The sequence below is a fragment of the Paenibacillus sp. EKM301P genome (assembly GCF_011800295.1).
In the GTDB taxonomy this organism is placed as follows: domain Bacteria; phylum Bacillota; class Bacilli; order Paenibacillales; family Paenibacillaceae; genus Paenibacillus; species Paenibacillus polymyxa.
Genome location: NZ_JAALFM010000018.1, coordinates 15,322 through 34,725, shown reverse-complemented (window position 1 = coordinate 34,725; position 19,404 = coordinate 15,322). Strand labels below are relative to the sequence as shown.

The 19,404-nt window shown below is 46.9% G+C and carries 18 protein-coding genes and 1 riboswitch; of the genes, 9 read left to right on the top strand and 9 right to left on the bottom strand.

Features of this window, described 5'->3' with window-relative positions:
• Positions 1-46 precede the first annotated feature (46 nt).
• The gene (locus HFD99_RS23420) at positions 47-1,798 is read left to right on the top strand and encodes an ABC transporter ATP-binding protein (RefSeq protein WP_031462578.1); all 1,752 of its coding nucleotides are present in this window, start codon (positions 47-49) and stop codon (positions 1,796-1,798) included.
• Positions 1,795-3,534: an ABC transporter ATP-binding protein gene (locus HFD99_RS23415; RefSeq protein ID WP_017427233.1), complete on the top strand. Its 1,740-nt coding sequence runs from the start codon at positions 1,795-1,797 to the stop codon at positions 3,532-3,534. Before HFD99_RS23420 ends, HFD99_RS23415 begins: the two co-directional genes overlap by 4 nt.
• A 119-nt stretch (positions 3,535-3,653) precedes the next feature.
• Here the strand turns inward: HFD99_RS23415 and HFD99_RS23410 are convergent, their stop codons facing one another.
• Both HFD99_RS23410 and speE read right to left on the bottom strand, forming a co-directional pair.
• Positions 3,654-4,946 (bottom strand): MFS transporter, encoded by a 1,293-nt coding sequence (locus HFD99_RS23410; RefSeq protein ID WP_123796621.1) that lies wholly within the window; start codon positions 4,944-4,946, stop codon positions 3,654-3,656.
• Positions 4,947-5,210: 264 nt separating this feature from the next.
• Positions 5,211-6,038 (bottom strand): polyamine aminopropyltransferase, encoded by an 828-nt coding sequence (gene speE / locus HFD99_RS23405; RefSeq protein ID WP_017427232.1) that lies wholly within the window; start codon positions 6,036-6,038, stop codon positions 5,211-5,213.
• A 283-nt stretch (positions 6,039-6,321) separates the two neighbouring features.
• Between speE and HFD99_RS23400 the strand changes: the two genes are divergently transcribed.
• Positions 6,322-8,379 carry a transglycosylase domain-containing protein gene (locus HFD99_RS23400; protein ID WP_123796627.1) on the top strand — a complete coding sequence of 686 codons (2,058 nt, stop codon included), beginning with the start codon at positions 6,322-6,324 and terminating at the stop codon, positions 8,377-8,379.
• Positions 8,380-8,527: 148 nt separating this feature from the next.
• On the opposite strand, the gene HFD99_RS23395 is transcribed toward HFD99_RS23400, so the two are convergent.
• Positions 8,528-8,992, bottom strand: coding sequence for a transporter (locus HFD99_RS23395; RefSeq protein ID WP_162835286.1), 465 nt, complete (start codon positions 8,990-8,992; stop codon positions 8,528-8,530).
• 135 nt (positions 8,993-9,127) lie between these two features.
• Positions 9,128-10,177: a hypothetical protein gene (locus HFD99_RS23390; RefSeq protein WP_123796620.1), complete on the bottom strand. Its 1,050-nt coding sequence runs from the start codon at positions 10,175-10,177 to the stop codon at positions 9,128-9,130.
• A 122-nt stretch (positions 10,178-10,299) separates the two neighbouring features.
• On the opposite strand from HFD99_RS23390, the gene HFD99_RS23385 reads away from it, so the two are divergent.
• Together HFD99_RS23385 and HFD99_RS23380 are read left to right on the top strand one after the other, a co-directional pair.
• A complete protein-coding gene (locus HFD99_RS23385; RefSeq protein ID WP_016818553.1) occupies positions 10,300-10,692 on the top strand; it encodes a VOC family protein in 393 nt (130 codons plus the stop codon).
• Positions 10,693-10,781: 89 nt separating this feature from the next.
• Complete coding sequence (locus tag HFD99_RS23380) at positions 10,782-11,594, top strand: pentapeptide repeat-containing protein (RefSeq protein WP_123796619.1); 813 nt, start codon at positions 10,782-10,784, stop codon at positions 11,592-11,594.
• 351 nt (positions 11,595-11,945) lie between these two features.
• On the opposite strand, the gene HFD99_RS23375 is transcribed toward HFD99_RS23380, so the two are convergent.
• The 3 genes from HFD99_RS23375 to HFD99_RS23365 all read right to left on the bottom strand — a co-directional run bounded on the left by HFD99_RS23375 (position 11,946) and on the right by HFD99_RS23365 (position 13,823).
• Positions 11,946-12,296, bottom strand: coding sequence for a YunG family protein (locus tag HFD99_RS23375; RefSeq protein WP_016818551.1), 351 nt, complete (start codon positions 12,294-12,296; stop codon positions 11,946-11,948).
• Positions 12,297-12,461: 165 nt separating this feature from the next.
• Entirely contained in the window at positions 12,462-12,968 is a 507-nt protein-coding gene (locus HFD99_RS23370; protein WP_019685763.1) for a PTS sugar transporter subunit IIA, read from the bottom strand.
• A 348-nt stretch (positions 12,969-13,316) separates the two neighbouring features.
• Positions 13,317-13,823 carry a YwhD family protein gene (locus tag HFD99_RS23365; RefSeq protein ID WP_016818549.1) on the bottom strand — a complete coding sequence of 169 codons (507 nt, stop codon included), beginning with the start codon at positions 13,821-13,823 and terminating at the stop codon, positions 13,317-13,319.
• A gap of 124 nt (positions 13,824-13,947) precedes the next feature.
• Between HFD99_RS23365 and HFD99_RS23360 the strand changes: the two genes are divergently transcribed.
• The 4 genes from HFD99_RS23360 to HFD99_RS23345 all read left to right on the top strand — a co-directional run bounded on the left by HFD99_RS23360 (position 13,948) and on the right by HFD99_RS23345 (position 18,528).
• Positions 13,948-15,960, top strand: a complete 2,013-nt coding sequence (locus HFD99_RS23360) for a M1 family metallopeptidase (RefSeq protein ID WP_025363672.1) — start codon at positions 13,948-13,950, stop codon at positions 15,958-15,960.
• Between the two features lie 11 nt (positions 15,961-15,971).
• Positions 15,972-16,799, top strand: a complete 828-nt coding sequence (locus tag HFD99_RS23355; protein WP_017427227.1) for a hypothetical protein — start codon at positions 15,972-15,974, stop codon at positions 16,797-16,799.
• Positions 16,800-17,075: 276 nt separating this feature from the next.
• Positions 17,076-17,213, top strand: a riboswitch (cyclic di-AMP (ydaO/yuaA leader).
• A gap of 5 nt (positions 17,214-17,218) precedes the next feature.
• The gene (locus HFD99_RS23350) at positions 17,219-17,719 is read left to right on the top strand and encodes a C40 family peptidase (protein ID WP_123796617.1); all 501 of its coding nucleotides are present in this window, start codon (positions 17,219-17,221) and stop codon (positions 17,717-17,719) included.
• A 302-nt stretch (positions 17,720-18,021) separates the two neighbouring features.
• Positions 18,022-18,528: a GNAT family N-acetyltransferase gene (locus tag HFD99_RS23345; protein ID WP_016818545.1), complete on the top strand. Its 507-nt coding sequence runs from the start codon at positions 18,022-18,024 to the stop codon at positions 18,526-18,528.
• A gap of 78 nt (positions 18,529-18,606) precedes the next feature.
• Here HFD99_RS23345 and HFD99_RS23340 read toward each other — a convergent pair whose 3' ends face one another.
• Both HFD99_RS23340 and HFD99_RS23335 read right to left on the bottom strand, forming a co-directional pair.
• Positions 18,607-18,906, bottom strand: coding sequence for a 4a-hydroxytetrahydrobiopterin dehydratase (locus tag HFD99_RS23340; RefSeq protein WP_007428083.1), 300 nt, complete (start codon positions 18,904-18,906; stop codon positions 18,607-18,609).
• 117 nt (positions 18,907-19,023) lie between these two features.
• Positions 19,024-19,317: a hypothetical protein gene (locus tag HFD99_RS23335; protein ID WP_016818544.1), complete on the bottom strand. Its 294-nt coding sequence runs from the start codon at positions 19,315-19,317 to the stop codon at positions 19,024-19,026.
• Between the last annotated feature and the right edge of the window lie 87 nt (positions 19,318-19,404).

Below are 19,404 nucleotides of genomic sequence, written 5' to 3'. Positions count from 1 at the left end.
TACAATAGAAAACTTTATACAATATTCAGGTTAGGTGATGGTTGATTTGCTGAAATTTGCTGTTTTTTTGAAACCCTATAAAAAGGAAACGATTCTTGGGCCTCTGTTTAAATTAATTGAGGCTATTCTGGAATTGTTGCTGCCTACTATGGTGGCTTTAATGATTAATCATGGCGTTGGTAAGGGAGACACCCATTATGTTTGGCAAATGGGTCTTTTAATGTTGCTCATGACTATACTGGGCTTTGGCAGTTCTCTAGTGTGCCAGTTTTACGCAGCCCGTGCTTCCCAAGGATTCGGAACCACACTGCGCAATACGATGTTTAAGCATATTTCATCGTTTTCTTATGCAGATCTCGATAAATTCGGTACGCCCTCTCTCATCAACCGAATTACGAATGATGTGAATCAGCTGCAAACAGCTGTAGCGATGTTGATTCGTCTGGTTATTCGTGCTCCTTTTATTTGTATCGGGGCGATCATCATGTCCATGATACTGGACTTCCGCCTTGCTTTGGTGCTGTTGGCGGCTACACCCGTTCTGGCTTTGATTCTGTATGTAGTCATTACGAAGGCTTCTCCGCTGTACCAGCTATACCAGAAAAAGCTCGATAAAATCGCTCTGGTGCTAAGCGAAAATCTCACAGGTGTAAGGGTTATCCGTGCATTTGCCAAAAGAGGAGCTGAACGAGTAAAGTTCAATACCGCCTCAGATGACCTGACCCAGACCGCTATTCGTGTCGGCCGTATTTCTGCTCTACTTAGCCCAGCCACCTTACTGGTGGTCAACGGAGCTATTATTGCCATTCTGTGGATCGGCGGTATTCATATCCAATATGGATCTCTTACACAAGGAGAGATTATTGCGTTTATTAATTACATTACGCAGATTTTACTGGCCCTGATTGTGGTGACGAATCTCATTATTCTGTTCACCAAGGCTGCCACTTCAGCAGCGAGAATTCAGGAGGTCCTAGACACGGAAGCTTCGATTTCCGATACTGCCAATTCTGCATCATTCGATCAGGGAAGAACGGGTAAAATCAGCCCAGTACCAGCCATCTCTTTTGATCATGTCTCCTTTGGCTACAATAAGACAGGACAACTGGCACTTAGCGATGTAGTCGTAGACATCTATCCCGGTGAAACGGTTGGAATCATAGGAGGAACAGGCTCGGGAAAATCCACCTTCGTGAATCTGATTCCCCGCTTCTATGATGCAGTAGAAGGTTGTGTACGTGTCGATGGCATCGACGTACGGCATTACAAGCTGGAGCAATTGCGGCAGAAAATCGGGATTGTTCCACAAAAGGCACTGCTGTTCACAGGGTCTATAGCGGATAATATCCGTTGGGGACATGAACATGCCACCGATGAGGAAGTCGCCCGGGCCGCCGCTATCGCGCAAGCGGATGAATTTATTTCTAACTTACCGGAAAAATTCGACGCCCCGATCACGCGAGGTGGACTTAATCTGTCAGGCGGCCAAAAGCAGCGACTTACCATTGCCAGAGCTATTGTAGGCAATCCGGAAATACTGATTTTGGATGATTCCTCAAGCGCACTTGACTTTGCAACTGATGCCGCCCTTCGGAAATCGCTTCGGGAAAATAGCACCCGCATGACTGTCCTGCTGGTCTCACAACGAGTAAGCAGTGTACAGCATGCCGATAAAATCATTGTATTTGATGAAGGCCGGATTGTCGGGATCGGCACACATGATCAGTTGATGAGCAGCTCGGAGGTATATCAGGAAATTAATCGCTCCCAGCTCTCAACGCAGGAGGTAGACCAATGAGTGGCAAGGAAACCTGGAGAAGATTGTTAACCTATGTGGGACAATATAAATCAACAACGTTTTGGGTCATCGTCAGTGCGATTCTCAGCGTGCTCGCCAGTCTGGTCGGACCCTATATGATTGGTCGGGCTATCGACCATATGGTGAATAAGGGAACGGTAGACTTTAGAGGTATTGCACAGATTTTAGCTGGACTAGGCGTTGTATATGTTGTAGGCAGTCTATTTAGTTGGCTGCTCACATATTTGACGAACCGCATTGCTTTTCAGACTGTAAATGATATGCGACGGGAGTTATTCGATCATTTTAATATCCTTCCGTTAAGCTTTCATGACAATCATCCGCAAGGAGATAGTATTAGCCGTTTTGTGAACGATATGGATGCCGTGTCGGATGGCTTGTTGCAGGGCTTTTCCACCTTGATCACCGGATTGATTACTATTGTTGGTTCGATTGTACTCATGCTGTATATCAGTCCAGTGATGACGCTGGTGGTATTAGTGTCTGCCCCCATCACATATGGCGTTGCACGGTTCATTACTACAAGATCGCAACGTATGTTCCGCGAACAGGCCAAAATTTTAGGAAGTCTGAACGGTTATGTGGAAGAAATGATTGGCGGACAGCGGGTAGTTACTGCCTTTCATTATGAAAATCGCTCGCTTGAGGAATTTTCCGCCCGAAACGAGCAGTTGTATCAAGCCGGAGTTAAATCACAGTTTTACGGATCTTTGTCCAACCCTTCCACCCGATTGGTCAACAACATGACTTTTTCAGTCACCGCTATGATTGGCTGTATTTCGATCATTTTGGGTGGGATTTCGGTAGGCGGTTTATCGAGCTTTCTCATCTACACCAATTTGTTCGCCAAACCTTTTAATGAAATCACAGGGGTGCTGACTCAGTTTCAGGCTGCTACGGCTTCTGCTCAGCGCATATTTGCTATTTTGGATTCGCCGCCGGAGCAACCGGAAAAATCGAACGCCGTACAGCTGGAGCGTAGCAAAGGCACGATTCTGTTTGATCATGTGAAATTTTCCTATAATCCGGAACGGACGCTCATCACGAACTTTAGTTTGGAGGTCAAGCCAGGCACCCGCGTAGCTATTGTCGGGCAGACTGGAGCAGGCAAAACCACACTCGTTAACCTGCTCATGCGCTTTTACGATGTGGACAGCGGTTCGATCTCCATCGATGGGGTGAATATCAACGATATGAGCCGGGACAGCCTGCGGACTAACTTTGGTATGGTGCTTCAGGATACATGGCTGTTCAGCGGAACGATTCGGGACAATATCGCTTACGGGAAGCCAGAGGCCACGGACGAAGAAGTTATCGCGGCTGCGACAGCTGCCAATGCGCATAGCTTTATCAAGCGCCTGCCTCATGGTTACGATACGGTCATCAGCGGGTCAGGCGACAGCCTGTCGCAAGGGCAAAAGCAGCTGCTCACCATCGCGAGGGTGATTCTCGTCGATCCACCTATGCTCATTCTGGATGAAGCAACCAGCAGCATAGACACCCTTACAGAAGCCCGTATCCAAAAGGCTTTTATGAAAATGATCGATGGACGCACCAGCTTCGTCATCGCCCACAGACTATCAACCATCCGCGAAGCAGATCTGATTTTATACATGAAAAACGGTGATGTCGTCGAAAGCGGTACCCATGAAGGACTGCTCGCAAGCGGCGGCCATTATGCCTCGCTTTATAACAGCCAGTTCACTACGGCCTAACATCGCAGTTATGGTAACAGGACGTTACGTTCGTAAAAAACGTTCTCCTTAAAAGTCGGTTGCTCTTATGCAACCGACTTTTTTGTTGTGGCACAGAAAGGAGCTATTGCTTATGTAATTCATATCCCTGCTCCCGTAGCGGTCGGATGATCAATCGGTTCGTCTTCCTGAAAATCACGCCGATACCACCAGCCGATCAGAACAGCAATGGTAGTCATAGCCGCAGCCAGCAAATACACCTGCACCATGCCGAATCGGTCAGCATACCAGCCCATGAATAATAAAGCCAGGCCAAAAGCGAGATTGGTAATTACATCAATCCCTGCCATCACTTTGGGTAGTTGGGCTGCCGGTGCACTGCTTTGTAGCAAGGTGCGGCGAATAATGCCCGCCATTTGAACAGGTAAGCCTGATACAGCAAAAAGAACAAGCGCAGCCACGGGAATGGTATTTAGCGCAAATACAATGGTAATCAGTACATACACCAGCAAAGCTCCGAGCATGTACAAAAAGCTGTTCTTTTGCAACCGCTTAACCAAGCCAACAACAATTAACCCACCCAAAATCGTGCCGGAGAAAAAGGACGCATTCATAAAGCCCCACCAGCTCTCATCACGATGCAACACTTGGCTGACGTACGCCAAAATAAATACACCGAGCCAGGAGACTCCCCCAATACTGTCCACGCTATCGACGATCATCAGAGAACGAATACGGCGGTTGTGCCAAATGATTTTCCAGCCTTCCCCAAGCTCTTTCCAATGGGAGCCTCTTTCCTTTTCCTTTGCGGGTTCTTCCGCATTTGTTGGGGAATTCGAAGCTTCAAGACCTAGTTGCTTCTGATCCAGCGGATCACGAATGAAGGACGTGACAGTTACAGCCACGAGATAACAACAGGAGGCAATTGCAAGCGTATTCAGGGAACCCAGCCAAGCCACAATAATTCCGCTTAATGCCCAGCCTGCACACCTGACCACCTGATCACTGACCGCTACCATGCCGTTGGCACGCATCAGTCCTTCACCCCTAGCCAAACGGGGTACAAGCGCATTACGCGCAGGATTGGTCCAGCCATCTAGGAAAGACATACCGAACACCATTACAAAAATAAACAGAAACGACCTCTGCTCAGGTACGATCCACAAATAAAGCAGCAGCAACGTAAAAATGACGAACTGCCCAAACTGGGAAAATAGAAGAACCTGCGTCAGCCGAAATCGACCGAGCACGATCGGTGCAACAAGCCCACTAAGCACTTGAGCTGACAACCGGAACAACGGGATTAAAATAGTCGTCATTAAGGAATTACTTGAACTGAACACCAACACCACCACACTCAACATGTAGATGATATCTGCTGCGTTGGAGATCGTCTGAGACCCCAACAGGTAATAAAAAGAGCGTCTGATCAAAAAAGTTTCCCCCTCTTTGGTACATCGCCAATTTATGTATTTCCATAACCAAACCTCCCCTGTCGATTACAAATCTGTTAAATGTCTGGTTTTTTGTATGTTCTACACTCACCCTTAAATTTCCTTCTTTTATCTTAAAAGGAAATTCAGTGTCCACTATATTCTCATCCCTACTACATTCTGATTTAACACAAAAAAAGCGTCTATAGCGCTCTTTTCGCTCTATACTGGCGATAAAGATCACTACGACGCTTCTTAAAATGTTTACTTTGTTAAATCTTCCACAAATTTAGGCAGTACAAACGCTGCTTTGTGCAGACGCGGACTGTAATATCGAGTGTCCATCTCTGGAATTTGGTTCTCGTCCACTTCGAGCGGATCATATTTCTTGCTGCCCAATGTAAATGTCCATAGACCGCTTGGATAGGTTGGAATGTTTGCACCATACACACGCACAATCGGGAAAATCTCTTTTACATCTTTGTTGACCTTCTGAATCAGGTCAGCCTTGAACCAAGGATTATCCGTCTGCGCCACGAAAATGCCGTCTTCCTTCAGCGCCTCAAAAATACCTTGGTAAAACCCACGTTCGAACAGCGGCGCTGCCGGACCCACTGGCTCCGTCGAATCGACCATAATCACATCGTATTCATTTTTGTGTTCGATAATATGCATGTAACCATCATTGACCAGCACTTCCACATTAGGCTCGTCCAACTTCCCGGCAATTTCAGGTAAATATTTTTTAGAATATTCAATGACTTTACCGTCGATCTCAACCAATACAGCCTTTTCCACTTCAGGATGCTTGATGACCTCACGGATAACGCCGCCATCGCCGCCACCCACAACCAAAACCTTTTTCGGATTCGGATGTGTATTTAAGGCCGGATGCGCTACCATTTCGTGATATACAAACTCATCCTTAACCGTTGTCATCACCATGCCGTCCAGAACAAGCATATTGCCGAATTCCTCCGTCTCGATCATTGCCAGATCTTGAAAATCTGTTTTCTCAGAGACGTAGGTTTGTTTGATTTTTGCTGTAATGCCGAAAGAGGGAGTCTGCTTCTCCGTAAACCACAAGTCCATCATTCCAACCTTCTTTCTGATCAAAGTATGTGTCCGGCAATCCGGTAGCATAAACATGGACTTTCCCTTATAACTGCAACACGCAAACGCCGAGTTTGCTATATTTATTGTACCAAACACACTTGAATTTCACACTTTTTGCATTATAAGCGATACCTGAATGGACTGCAAAAGCATTTTTAGGGCTTAATCTTGTTTAAAATAGATACGTATGCGCATCTGATGAATAGACGCTTTCGGATTGACTATACTGAGAACATCAACTATGGAAGGAGGTGGCATGATGACCGATACTACCGGGCGATCCTCCAAGCGTAAACCGCTTTGGCTTCGATGCTTTCAAGGGCTAATGTCTCTCACGATTCTGACGGTCATCGCCGCCTGCATTCTGCTCGCTTATTTGTACACAACCAGTCTTCCACTCGCCGATACAGATCGGAATTCACGTCTGCTCGATAGTCAGGGGCAAGTCATTGCTACCTTCTCTGCCGGAGGCAAGGAATCTATTCCTGTCCAGCTTGATCATATTTCGCCCGATTTAATAGCAGCTACACTGGCTGTGGAAGACCGGAAGTTTTACGATCATTTTGGCTTTGATTTCAAAGGCCTGGGCCGGGCAGTAATCGTTAATTTGACCCGCTGGGATATGTCACAGGGGGCCAGCACGCTGACTCAGCAGCTTGCGCGCAATCTGTACTTATCTCACGAGAAAACCTGGACGCGCAAGGCTAAAGAGGCCATCTATACTGCACAGCTTGAAATGAAGTATTCCAAGGATGAGCTGCTGCAAATGTATTTGAATGAAATTTACTATGGCCATGGGGCCTATGGCATTGAGGCGGCCTCGCAAATGTATTTCGGTAAATCCGCAAAGGATCTGGATTTGGCCGAAAGCGCCCTATTGGCAGGTATTCCGAAAGGACCGACCTACTATTCACCCTATAATCATATGAAAAACGCAAAGGATCGGCAGAAAATTGTACTGGACTCTATGGCACTCATCGGTAAAATTACACCAGCTGAAGCCAGCAAGGCCTATGAAGAAATACTGCCCTTGCGGCCCGAGAGCCAGCGTCGGACAGTGGAAGCCGCTCCCTGGTTTCGCGATTACGTTCGCCAACTAGCGACTCATCAACTTGGGATTAGCGAAGCGGTGCTTGAGCATGGCGGGCTAAGCATTTATACGACGCTGGACATGCACATGCAACAGGCAGCCGAGGCGGCTGTCAATGAGGGCATGAAGAACAGCAACGGACTGGAAACTGCATTAATCTCTATGGACCCGCGTAACGGACATGTCAAGGCTATGGTCGGCGGAACGAACTATGTAGGGAATCAATATAACCATGCGCTAGCCACAACCCGGCAGCCAGGTTCCTCTTTCAAGCCGATCATGTATCTCAGCGCGCTCGATTCCGGTGAATTGACAAGTACGTCTAAGTTCGAAAGCCGACCAACGTTGTTCCACTACGACAACAACCGTAAAACTTATAAGCCCAAAAATTTTGGAGACAAATATTGGGGCGAAATAGATCTGCGGCGCGCCATTGCGGCATCTGATAATATTTATGCCGTCAGCACCATTTTGCAGGTGGGAGCGGATAAGGTCATGGACCTCGCCAGCAAAATGGGCATTACGAGCGAGCTCAAGCCCGTGCCTTCGCTGGCGCTGGGCGTGTCGCCCGTCAGCCCGTTCGAGATGGCCTCGGCCTTCTCGGTCATCAGCAGCGGCGGGCAAAAGGTGGCTCCGGTAGCGGTGCTGCGCATCACCGATGCGGCCGGACGATCGCTGTACGAAGCACCGCAGGCCGCACCTGTGCAGATCGTGAAGCCCGCCTCCGCCTATGTCCTCACACGCCTCATGGAAGGCGTGTTTGAAGAAGGCGGCACCGGCAACCGGGTCGCGAAGCTGATCAAACGCCCGGTTGCCGGCAAGAGCGGCACGACCAACACGGACGCATGGATGGTCGGCTTCACCCCCGAGCTATCCACCGCTGTTTGGGTTGGATATGACAAAGGCAAGGCCATCAGCACGCAGGATGCCCGGCGGGCGGCACCGATTTTCGCACAATATACAGAAAAAGCGCTGGAGAATGTGCCGCCCAAAATCTTTCCGATCCCTGACGGCGTAGTCAGCGCCTATATTGATCCGGCCAGCGGCAAGCTGGCTGCGCCGGACAGTCCCGACAAGCGGCTGGAGGTATTCGTTAGCGGTACCGAGCCAAAAGAGACCCTATCGGGACAGAATAACCCACAGGCATCGGCACCTACTGACCAAGCGGAACGGCAGGCCGAAAAAAAATCCTGGTGGGGCAATTTTAAGCGATGGTGGATGGAGTAATAGCAAAAAAAGACTGGGAAACGCTATGATGCGCTCTCCCAGTCTTTTTTATCTTTACTTCACTTATTTCATTCGCCCATTATAGCTCTCTTGCCAGTGCCATCAGCCATTCCCCAGTTAAGCCCCGCTCTTCCCTAAAGCTGCGCTATTACCAAAAACAACTAAACGACTCAATACGGTTGGTGTCTACACCATAGTAAAACCAAAAACGTCCACTCCACCGAAAACCCGCTACCGATGTTCTGCCTACAAAGACAGGGTACATCCAGAAACGCTCTCCGTTCGTCAGCCATACAAACGTATTGCGGAACAAACAACCGAAAATGGCTCCAGGGTCAACCGCAAATGTTGAAACTAGCGGCTTTGGTGGCGTAAATGGTGGTGGTGGGGAAGTTGGTGCTTGAGCTTGTTGCCCACCTTGCGGACCGAACGGCCCTTGCGGCGGCGGTGAGAAAGGCTGTGGCGAAAAGGGGCCTGGCCCTGGTGGCGGACCTACCGGAGACGGAAACGAATCCTGTATATCAGGAAATTGTGGAATCGAAGGACCTGACGGTGTGAATGGACCCGGAGTACCCGGTTGCGTTCCGAAAGGAACTTGTGGCAGTAAAGACATGTGTTTCACTCCTTGTGTTCTAGGCTGATGTATCCTATGCGGGACATCAGCCCGTGGACTGGGCGAATCCCTATATCGCCGCCAAACTCCGTCATTTCGTCCTTTTATACCAAAATTTCTTATATCTCAACCCGGTTAACTCCCCGTCTGGACATGCTCCAGCTCAATTTCATGCACCATTTTGATCTCGACTCGTTTCCTAATCTCATCATACTGTTCCAGCAACCGGTGCTCATACCCCAAATGTTCGTTCATCCAACCTATCATAGAGTCATCCTTATGCTCCGTCGACCAGCTAAACAAATCGCTATAGATTTGAGCAAATGATTCCTCGTTACAGCGAGCGAACCGGATTGGCCGAGCTCTATAGCTGAGCTTTAGTTCCAACATTTCATATAACACATCCAAGCGGTACTCCAATGCCTGTACACCTGCTTTGAATACATCGTAGCTTCTTATATCCTGAATAAGCTCTCTAAAGGTCAACCCTACATGCTGCATAGCAATATAAGACCACACACAACTTCCCGTAGCCGTTCCATGAGCCTCCCAAAGCGGATTCCACAAAATAGATCGGATCGTATCCTTCTGCTTTTCTCCAAACAATGCAATTCCAGCAATAATTCCCGCATTACAGTCTACGGAGGCATGCCGCTCTCCCCAATGCACCAATCGCGGAACCATATCCTCTGTAGTACATTTAAAGCTTAGTAGAGGTAAGAATTCATTAAACAGATTTTGATTCACTGCTTTTTCCAATTCAGTCGCCAATCGTTCACGAAACGATTCGCATGGAAGATGTACGAGCCCCAAACAAGCATCCACGGATGCTGCCCCATAGGGCCCGTTCAACCATGCGACGAGATCAGCCGCAGCTTCCACATAACCCAAATAACCTAACACATGCAGCACACCATCAGGTATATGTTCCTGGGATGTCTGATTTCGAACGTAACGCTCGTACATATCCTGCGCCAGAGCACCATCTCCGCATCTCATGATCGGCCCAAGTAACAAACCCCTAACATAGTGATCAGGATCTTCTACAAAAAGCCAATATAACTCCCAAGCATCCTCCGCGGTTCCGTATTGGGCAACTACATCCGTATAGGCCGAAATAATGCTGGCGTCCAGTTTCCTGCCTGAACCCACCATCTCAATAAGCTTTGCTGTCGCATCTATCATCTGGTTTCCCCTTCCCAGTTATGCCTATCTTTCTTTATGAAGTACTTCTCTAATCATGAATATTTCTATTACTAAAGAGAAAAAATGTTATCATCTATAATCCACTCAAGGGAGCTGATCTGATGCAGGATTCTAGTCCAAAAATCACAACGTTTTTCATGTTCCCCGGTCAAGCAGAGGAAGCCATGCAATATTATACCTCTGTATTTAAGCCGTCTGGTATCATGAGCATTTTTCATCAGGAAGATGGGACCGTGTTACATGCCGTATTCAACCTCAAAGGGCAAACCTTTATGGCCATAGACTATAACCATCAGGACAAACACTCTTTTACTCCAGCTTTATCGCTATTCGTCACTTGTGATTCGGAAGAAGAAATTCATCGTGTGTTTGGTCAGCTATCTCAGGAAGGCCGAGTTTTGATGCCCCTTGAAGCCTCGCCCGTAAGCCAACAGTTTGGCTGGGTCGAAGATAAATACGGTGTTTCATGGCAATTGAATTTGGCAAAAGGGTAATCGACCTATTTTACTTAGCAATACACCATCCTGCATCTTTTTTTGGTATTATTACATGTAGTAGGTGCTAATAAAAGGATGTGTATTTATTGTATACTGCCGATTGTGAAAAATGTTTTGGTTTATGCTGTGTCGCCTTGCCTTATGCCAAATCTGCTGATTTTGCCTTTAACAAGGATGGAGGAACTCCCTGTCAACATCTAAATGCGGATTATCGCTGTGACATTCATAAGAACCTGAGGAATAAAGGCTTGCGAGGCTGTACAGTATATGATTGCTTTGGGGCAGGTCAAAGAATTTCCCAAGTTACATACAACGGAAAAAGCTGGCGAGACGACCCGGCAATAGCTGATGAAATGTTCAATCTATTTCCCATCATGCAGCAGCTTTATGAAATGCTCTATTACCTAAATGAAGCCCTTAGCTTACAAGAAACTCACTCCATCTATACCGAGTTACAAGAAGCAATGGCCAAAACCGAGCAGCTTACGGATCAAGATCCAAAATCCCTCATAGATCTTCATGTACCCACCCATAGGGCGCTAGTCAATGATTTACTTGTACAAACAAGTGAGTTAGTGCGAGAAAAATGTAAGAAAAACATGGAGAACCCTAAACTGAGTAAAAAAATCAAAAGTAGAGATCTGATCGGGGCCAATTTAAGAGGCGCTAATCTGAGAGGTGCCAACCTGAGAGGCGTTCTACTGATTGCTGCTGACCTGCGAGAAGCTGATTTGAGCATGACTGACCTCATCGGGGCAGACTTTAGAGATGCTGATTTAAGTGGGGCTAATCTGGAGGGAAGTATCTTTCTTACCCAAGCGCAATTAAATTCGGCTAAGGGCAATTGTAAGACCAGGCTGCCCTCGTCTCTAAGCGTTCCCAGCCATTGGCTGCATTAGTTTTATTCGTGAGCAACAATACTTACCTAAACGAAAAAGAAGTAGACCGCCCTCGACAAGGTACCGATCTACTTCTGATATTTTAATGTTCACCCCGTAACTTCACTCATCCGGTGCATATTGCTCTGTGGTGCTTTCCTGATAAAAACAGACTTGATCCTTGCATCCATATTGAATAGTAGATCCTGCATCCTCATAATAACCCACATTTTTTTAATTGGCGGGCTTTGTGGCCTCAATTAGATTCAGCAAATCCTGAGTCTTTCTCAGTATCTCCCCCTATAGCTGGACCACCCGGCCCCTCGTATGCAGTCAATATCCAGCTTTGCCCAGTCGAATTTGTTGCTTTAATTATGTACCCATATACGATTCCCCTAGTCTCCGGCTTAAAGCTGCATACTGCTCTGCGTTGGTGTCTGAAAATGCTTCTTCCCGGTTGGATTGTACATGCTGATACTGTGGAAGGCTTGAAAATTGTGACTCCGTAAAATCTATAATATCCTCACCGATTCGGTTGTAATAATGCCAGCCGCTGTCCAGCCATGTCTTCAAAATATCACCACCAAGCCTGTCCTGAACGACAAGCGCTGTGACACCACATTGTCCGGCGGCAGGATTCTTGGCTGTCCATTTAGAGCTAGACTCCAAAGACCAAGCCTGAAACAACGCCTTTTCTAATTTTAAAATACGGTTTGCATTCAATATACATTTCCCCTTTCACAACCATTCTACATTATCCTAAACTGGACTTACTTATTAAAAGAAAAGACCAACCAAGATCTCCTGGTTAGTCTTCTTCTACATATTTTACCTTTACATTCAAAGAATTTTTTCTATGAGCATGATAGTAGAAAACAAAAATGCTAACTATGCTTTCAAGTGAACTCTTAATACAGGTACATCTGGAGAAGCAGATGGATTATCCAGTATTTCGACATGGCTGATCATATCTTGCCCGTCTGGAACGATTACTGGAGTAATTACAGGTAATCCACCCTGTTGAATTGCATCCAGATCAAATTCCATCAATAATTGCCCTGCTTTAATGCTATCTCCTACTTGAACTTTAGGATTAAATCCCTGTCCTTTGAGGGAAACGGTATTAATGCCGACATGTATCAAAACTTGTACGCCAGATTCATGTTCAATAATGAGAGCGTGTTTGCTTTTCTCCATAACATGAGCAACTTTTCCCGCGAAAGGAGCGGTGACCCTACCCTCAGACGGATGAATAGCGATGCCATCCCCCATAGCTTTTGTCGAGAATGCAGGATCTGGAACCTCTTCCAGGGAAACCACTTTTCCTTTAACCGGCGCTACCATGTCGAATTCTTCAATACGGGGAGCCGCCTTCTTTTTCAACCATTTAAACATAACGATGCCACCTTATTTAGAGATTACATTCATAAACAGCAATAGGAAAAAACTTCATCTTTTTAGGAACCGGTTCCACGAATTAAATAAAAACCGGATTGAAACCGATTTCTATTTGAATTATAGTGAATGCCTTTCCATGATGTCAAGGCGATGATGTTCATAACTTACATGAAAAGGAAGTAGACTACTATTTTATTGTCCGGTACATATTTTATGAGGTCAAAAAACTAACAATTGAAGGCATCATAGAGCTTATATAGAGATTCCAATTCGGTTCTTCTTATAGGAAAAAGCAGCCTACAGTGGCTGCTTTTCTACAATACTGTTACTTCGTTAACGCTAGGCTTACCCTTCCAGCGCCTGCTTCAATTCCTCAGGCGAAGCGTCCCACCATTCCTGATTATGCGAAATCAGCAGGCTTCTGAGCGCTGCTTTATCTTCGCTGCCGAGATCATCCAGCATGAAACGGCGTTTGAGTGCATAATCCATACGATTAACATGATCGGCAAGAATTTTCCAGCCGCGTTTGGCTTCGTCGTCAATCAGCATCTCGCAGGCCGTCGCGCCACCATACATACGTCCTTCGGGCGTACGGTCCACAGCTACCCATACCAGCCATACCTGGCGTCCGTTCGGTACGTCCTCTTTATTCGTAGAGAACTTGATTCCACGTTCTACTTTACTTTTGGCATGCATGGCACCGACATCAATTTTCGCCTCTCCGCGGTCAATGATGACCGGGGACATGCTGTTCAGGTCGATTGAGCCTGCGCCGAAGCCCTTATGTTTACTCTTGCCACTGACAATATTCAGTGCAATCTGCTTTTTGCCGTCCGGTTGATTTTCACTCATGCGTCACTAGACCTCCAATTTCCGTCTTCACACTCATTCTACACTATAAATATTTTAACTAATAATCTCCCGAAAGCAAACATATACATGCTGTAGATGCTTGTCAACGGGAGGTATCCATTGTATGACCCCAGCACGCACCAAAATCGTTTTATTGTCCACACTAGCCCTCGGACTCCTCGCAGGGACGTTATGGTTTGCCTGGCAACCCCAATCGCAATCCGTCTCTCAGTCCGCAGGCAAACCACTATACGGCTCCGAGTCTGAGTCTGCGCTTGCACCAAATATGGGCAAGCCTCTAGGGGCCAACATCATGCCCGACCTGCCCAAGAACCCTCCACAGCCCGCTTCGGAAATTCTCAGCAAACGGGTGGTGGAATATCACATTGATGTATCTCTGGAAAAAGGACGGGTTTTGCGAGGCACTGAGACACTGACCTGGAGGCATCCGGGTAAGAAAACTGTGAATGATCTGTATCTTCATCTATACCCGAATGCCTTCTCTTCCATGGAAACCACCTTTATGAAAGAATCCGGCGGAAAGCTGCGCGGAGACACCATGCCTAAGGATGGCTTTGGCTCCATGACGCTGACCGAACTAAAAACAGAAGACGGTTTATCTCTCATGCACCGCACTCAATATGTACAACCAGATGACGGTAACGCAAGCGACCGTTCGCTCATAAAGGTGCGTCTACCCAAGCCGGTACGAGGTGGCGAAGAAATCACACTATATATGAAGTTTGAAGTCAAACTGCCTGGCATTTTTGCTCGTATGGGTGCGACAGATGATTTTGTAATGGCTGGACAGTGGTTTCCAAAGCTCAGCGTCTATGAGACTGCAGGACAACGTGGACGCGCCGAAGAGGGCTGGAACCTCCATCAGTACCATGGCAACTCCGAGTTCTATGCCGACTTTGGAATTTACAGTATACGGATTCGGGTGCCTGAAACACACATCGTAGCAGCGACCGGTTTTCCCACCCGTGGTGCAGTACGACAGAACGGCCAGAAAATATATCAATTTTATGCCGATGATGTACACGATTTTGCCTGGTCTGCTTCACCCAACTTCGTAGCCGTAGAAGAACCCTTCTCTTCTACTGAGGTTCCTGGTGTCAAAATCAAGCTCTATCTGGACCCGTCCCATAAGGAACTCAAAGGACGTTACATGAGCGCAGCCAAGGCTGCCCTTTCGTACTACAGCAAATGGTACGGGCCTTATCCATATTCCACTCTATCCATCGTCGTTCCACCCAAAACAGGCAGTGGAGCCGGCGGCATGGAATATCCGACACTCATCACGGCCGCAGCTGCGGACCAACTGAATCCTGGCTATAATCTGGAACGGACGCTGGTTCATGAGATTGGGCATCAATATTTCTACGGAATGGTAGCCAACAATGAATTTGAGGAGCCTTGGCTGGATGAAGGCTTCACCTCCTATGCAGAAGAACGGCTCATGGAGCAAGAATATGGGCTTACCCCCAACTTGCCATTACAATCGGGACAGGTGGCTTCCCCACAGCCACTAAACCGCGAATCCTGGAAGTACGGATCGGCGGCTGAGTATGCACAAAATGCCTATTCACGAGGTAAATTAGTACTACGAGGTATTGAGCGTCAGGTGGGTATGAAAAAAATGGACCGGATTATGCGGACCTACGTCCAGACTTATCGATTCAAGCATCCGACCTCACAGGATTTTCAACATGTCGTGGAGAGAGTGACCGGACGATCATGGAGCCACTATTTTGAACAATATGTATATGACGGCCAGATGGCGGACTTTTCAGTCGATCGCATCATGAACCACAAGCTGGAGAATGGATACGAAGCAGTCGTGACGCTCAGCAAAAAAGGAGCAGATTATCCCAAAATACCTGTTCAATTTACCTTCAAGGATGGCTCAACGATATTCAAGGCATGGGATGGTGCGGGCAAAAGTACAACTTTCCGACTCAAAAGCGCTTCCCCCGTGTCCTATGTGACTGTAGATCCTCTATACACTATTGCACTGGAGAACAAGCATATTAATAATAGCCTGAAGGCTGAATTGGATGAAAAACAACAAACCCGTTGGAGTGTAAGTGTAACCAAGCTGTTGGAGACACTGCTTGGAAGTCTGTCATGGTGAGGTGTCTATAGATGCGGACTGTTATAAAAGAAGGCTGGGCGCTGGTACGCATACGCTTTTATATCGTTATCATTTTATTTCTGTATCGTTTGCTGTGGGGAGTATTTCTCTATAGGCTGGTACAGTCTGCCGTTATCCCGCTGCTGCTACGTTATCCTGATCAGAGCCAAAACGAACTGGGAAAGACCTTGTTTTGGATGGAGGGCCAGATCGCCTTGATGGACAGCCGGGAAGTACATGTGTACTTGTGGATATTACTAGGGGCGACCGTATTGCGCATACTAATCACTCCCTTCATTAGAGCTGGCATATATCAAAGCCTGCATACCGATGCGTCTGAACCGCAAAGCCTGTCCTTCTTCAAGGGGATGAAACGCCACGGTATGTCATCGCTATTGTATTACATCATCGAGTTGGGTTTGCTGCTGCTTCCCGCCTTTTGGGTGGTACCGAGACTCTATCCTATTGTAGTAGGAACGTTGCAATCTTCCTCTTACCTGCTACATTTGTTGCCCTATGCCATGGGGTGGATAGCTTACGGTTGGGTCATTCGGCAGTGCATCCTGTATATGCAGCTGGGCACTGTCAGTGGTCACACCATACTATCCTCCCTGCTCGCCTTCTTTCGCCAGCTTCTTCCGGCTGTTGGTGTATCCCTGTTGCTCGGTACTTGTGTGTTGCTAGTTTTCGGTCTATTTGGCACCGTGGCGATGATTTGGACGGGTATGTTGGCACTGATTCTCCAACAATCGTATCATTTTGTTACCAGTCTGGTCAGGCTGTGGCATATCAGTTCACAGTATCGGCTATGGCACATCGATATCTCCAGCAGAGGCTAACCCCTCACAATATCCTCTCTTCTGTATTTTCAGCTGTCGAAAAAACTTTTTTCTTTCCCGTGCAAACGGCACATAACTGAATACTGTTAACAGAATCTGTTCCTAGAGCGTTAGGAACAGATTTTTTTTGTAACTTTTTGCGATGAAACATTTGCCAAAGCCTGCTGTCTTTGTTACAATAATCGCAGTGAACTGATAGTAACAACTTTGTAATCTTTATTGTAACCTTTATCTTAAAAACATCGTTGTCGTGAATACTGCTCTCCAAGGTGCACATCTTAAGTTAAGCCTAATTCCTGGCACCTAGGAAGCGGGGGAACCAGTTTGGGTGAATTGATCTCGCAACAGAGTGGTCATAGGGGAACCTTCTACCGAATCCTTAAGCTAACCTCGCAGGCATTGGAAGGGGTATATTTTTTTTGAAGAAGAAGCTAACGATCGCAGCCATGGGTCTCACCATTGCCTTTACATCTTTTACATTCGGTGGCAGCAGTGCATTTGCAGACTCTAAGATGGACCAGGTCATCCAAGATGCCAAAGGAACGAACTACAGAAGCGGAGGCACTACACTCGAGGGATTCGATTGCTCCGGCTTCACAATGTATGTATTCAACAAACTGGGAATTAAACTGCCGCATCAATCTGGATCACAATTCAAAATGGGTTCTTCTGTATCCCGCGATGAAATGAGACCAGGCGACCTGGTGTTCTTCAACACCACAGGAAGAGGCGTTTCCCATGTAGGTATCTTCGTAGGTGAAGGGAAATTCGCCCACTCCTCGACTTCACGTGGTGTAGTAGTTAGCTCACTGAACGAAAATTATTACGCTAACCGTTATGTCGGTGCAAAAAGAATTATGAGCACAGACGCTTACCATTCTGTAGCTTCAGATATTCCTGATGACGACAACGTAGAATAACTACCGCACAGCAAGCTAACCCTAGCCGCAATTTGATTCTGGCCGGAATCGAATTGCGGTTTTTTATGTCCACTACATCGCAATGATTATCATTACTGACGAACTGACACCTCAAAAGGTTTCAATTTTAGCGAACATCGTCGGTTTTACCGTCACCGCTGGGGGAGCATATGAGCAGTAAATCCTTCTTATTGAATGTATACCCGACTTAGGTAAGAAATAAACACGCTTGCCATTCTCCTACAACTTGTCTACAATCTGTGGTTAATGATTGAAGTACCTGCATAAGGAGGAATGGAAAAGTGCCGGCCTCAATATCCAACTACCGGATCGTACCGATGGACGAGCATCAAGCGGCTGAAATCTGTGAGTGGCGCTATGATCCCCCCTACAACATATACGGCTGGCTTCCCTGGGAACAAATGAAGGCACTTGAAGTCGAATTTGGAAGTCCCACGCTTCGCCAAGAGCAATATGTTGCGGTCCTGGACGAAGAGAATGAGCTGACGGGATTTGCTCAATATTTCCCTATGGTCGGTGTGACCCGGCTGGGTCTTGGAATGCATCCCGAAAGATGCGGACATGGCACAGGCTCCGATTTTGTCCGGGCCATTGCCGAGGAAGCCAGACGACGTCATCCGCAGAATGAAATTGACCTAGAGGTTCTCACTTGGAATCAGCGGGCTATCCGAGCCTACAAGGCAGCTGGATTTGAGCTGACGGATACCTATGAACGCCAGACTCCAGATGGCAGAAAGCCGTTCCATTGTATGGTATATCGTCCTGAACAACAGAATCGGGTTCTATAAATAAGAGCGCCTTCACTATACAACCGCGATGTTGTATAACGAAGGCGCTCTTCATATATACGACAGATCATTACAAACTCAATGACTGCTGCGCATTTTTTCGAAAGCTTCATTATATTGTTGGGCTTCCTTAATATCTACGGCCATAATACCGCCATCGTCCCAGGAGGTCAAACGCAGAGTCACGGTCTTGTAATCAATCGTAATAAATGGATGGTGATTAAATGCCTCAGATATAGCGGCAACTTCATCCACGAAGGCAATTCCTTTCATAAAACTGGAAAAATTATATTTCCGAACGATCCAACGTCCTTCCTCCAGTTCCCAGCCCTCCAGCTTCTCCAGATGTGCTTCAATCTCTTCTTGTGTAAAAGGCATGTTACGAACTCCTCCCCGTTTATACGGAAGCCTTTCAGCCGCTTAGATGCGGCCAAAACTACGATATATTGGTGTACATATTACCACGGCCCCGTTGATAAATCCATAAGACGGCCATCAAATCAATGGGACCGACGTCAGCTCCTCATCCCCGATGAGTACATAGATCCGGTGCTGCTCCGGCTCATAAATCACAACACCGCTGCCTACAGTGATTATAGGTTCTGTGCCCAGTGCATAAAATAAGTCTTCTGCCAAAGCCTCATTGACTTCCTGGCACCCCGCTGGGTCCAGCCTGTCCCAATCTTCTGCTTCCATTTCAAAAAATTCATAGCTATCTGGAATGCGTCCCACAGCCTCTGTCAAATCGTTCAAAATTTGTTCATACTCGCGCCCATGCTTTACTCCCATGCTATTTCCTCCAGTGGTTCAGCGATTCAATACATAATCACTTTATTATACCGGAAATTCGCCCTTAACAAAAAAGAGAGTTTTGTC

Bases quoted from the DNA above. Each gene is read 5' to 3' on its own strand.
- HFD99_RS23415 (WP_017427233.1), top strand. From the start codon at position 1,795: ATGAGTGGCAAGGAAACCTGGAGAAGATTGTTAACCTATGTGGGACAA.
- speE (WP_017427232.1), bottom strand. From the start codon at position 6,038: ATGGACTTGTGGTTTACGGAGAAGCAGACTCCCTCTTTCGGCATTACA.
- HFD99_RS23400 (WP_123796627.1), top strand. From the start codon at position 6,322: ATGACCGATACTACCGGGCGATCCTCCAAGCGTAAACCGCTTTGGCTT.
- HFD99_RS23395 (WP_162835286.1), bottom strand. From the start codon at position 8,992: ATGTCTTTACTGCCACAAGTTCCTTTCGGAACGCAACCGGGTACTCCG.
- HFD99_RS23390 (WP_123796620.1), bottom strand. From the start codon at position 10,177: ATGATAGATGCGACAGCAAAGCTTATTGAGATGGTGGGTTCAGGCAGG.
- HFD99_RS23385 (WP_016818553.1), top strand. From the start codon at position 10,300: ATGCAGGATTCTAGTCCAAAAATCACAACGTTTTTCATGTTCCCCGGT.
- HFD99_RS23370 (WP_019685763.1), bottom strand. From the start codon at position 12,968: ATGTTTAAATGGTTGAAAAAGAAGGCGGCTCCCCGTATTGAAGAATTC.
- HFD99_RS23365 (WP_016818549.1), bottom strand. From the start codon at position 13,823: ATGAGTGAAAATCAACCGGACGGCAAAAAGCAGATTGCACTGAATATT.
- HFD99_RS23360 (WP_025363672.1), top strand. From the start codon at position 13,948: ATGACCCCAGCACGCACCAAAATCGTTTTATTGTCCACACTAGCCCTC.
- HFD99_RS23355 (WP_017427227.1), top strand. From the start codon at position 15,972: ATGCGGACTGTTATAAAAGAAGGCTGGGCGCTGGTACGCATACGCTTT.
- HFD99_RS23340 (WP_007428083.1), bottom strand. From the start codon at position 18,906: ATGCCTTTTACACAAGAAGAGATTGAAGCACATCTGGAGAAGCTGGAG.
- HFD99_RS23335 (WP_016818544.1), bottom strand. From the start codon at position 19,317: ATGGGAGTAAAGCATGGGCGCGAGTATGAACAAATTTTGAACGATTTG.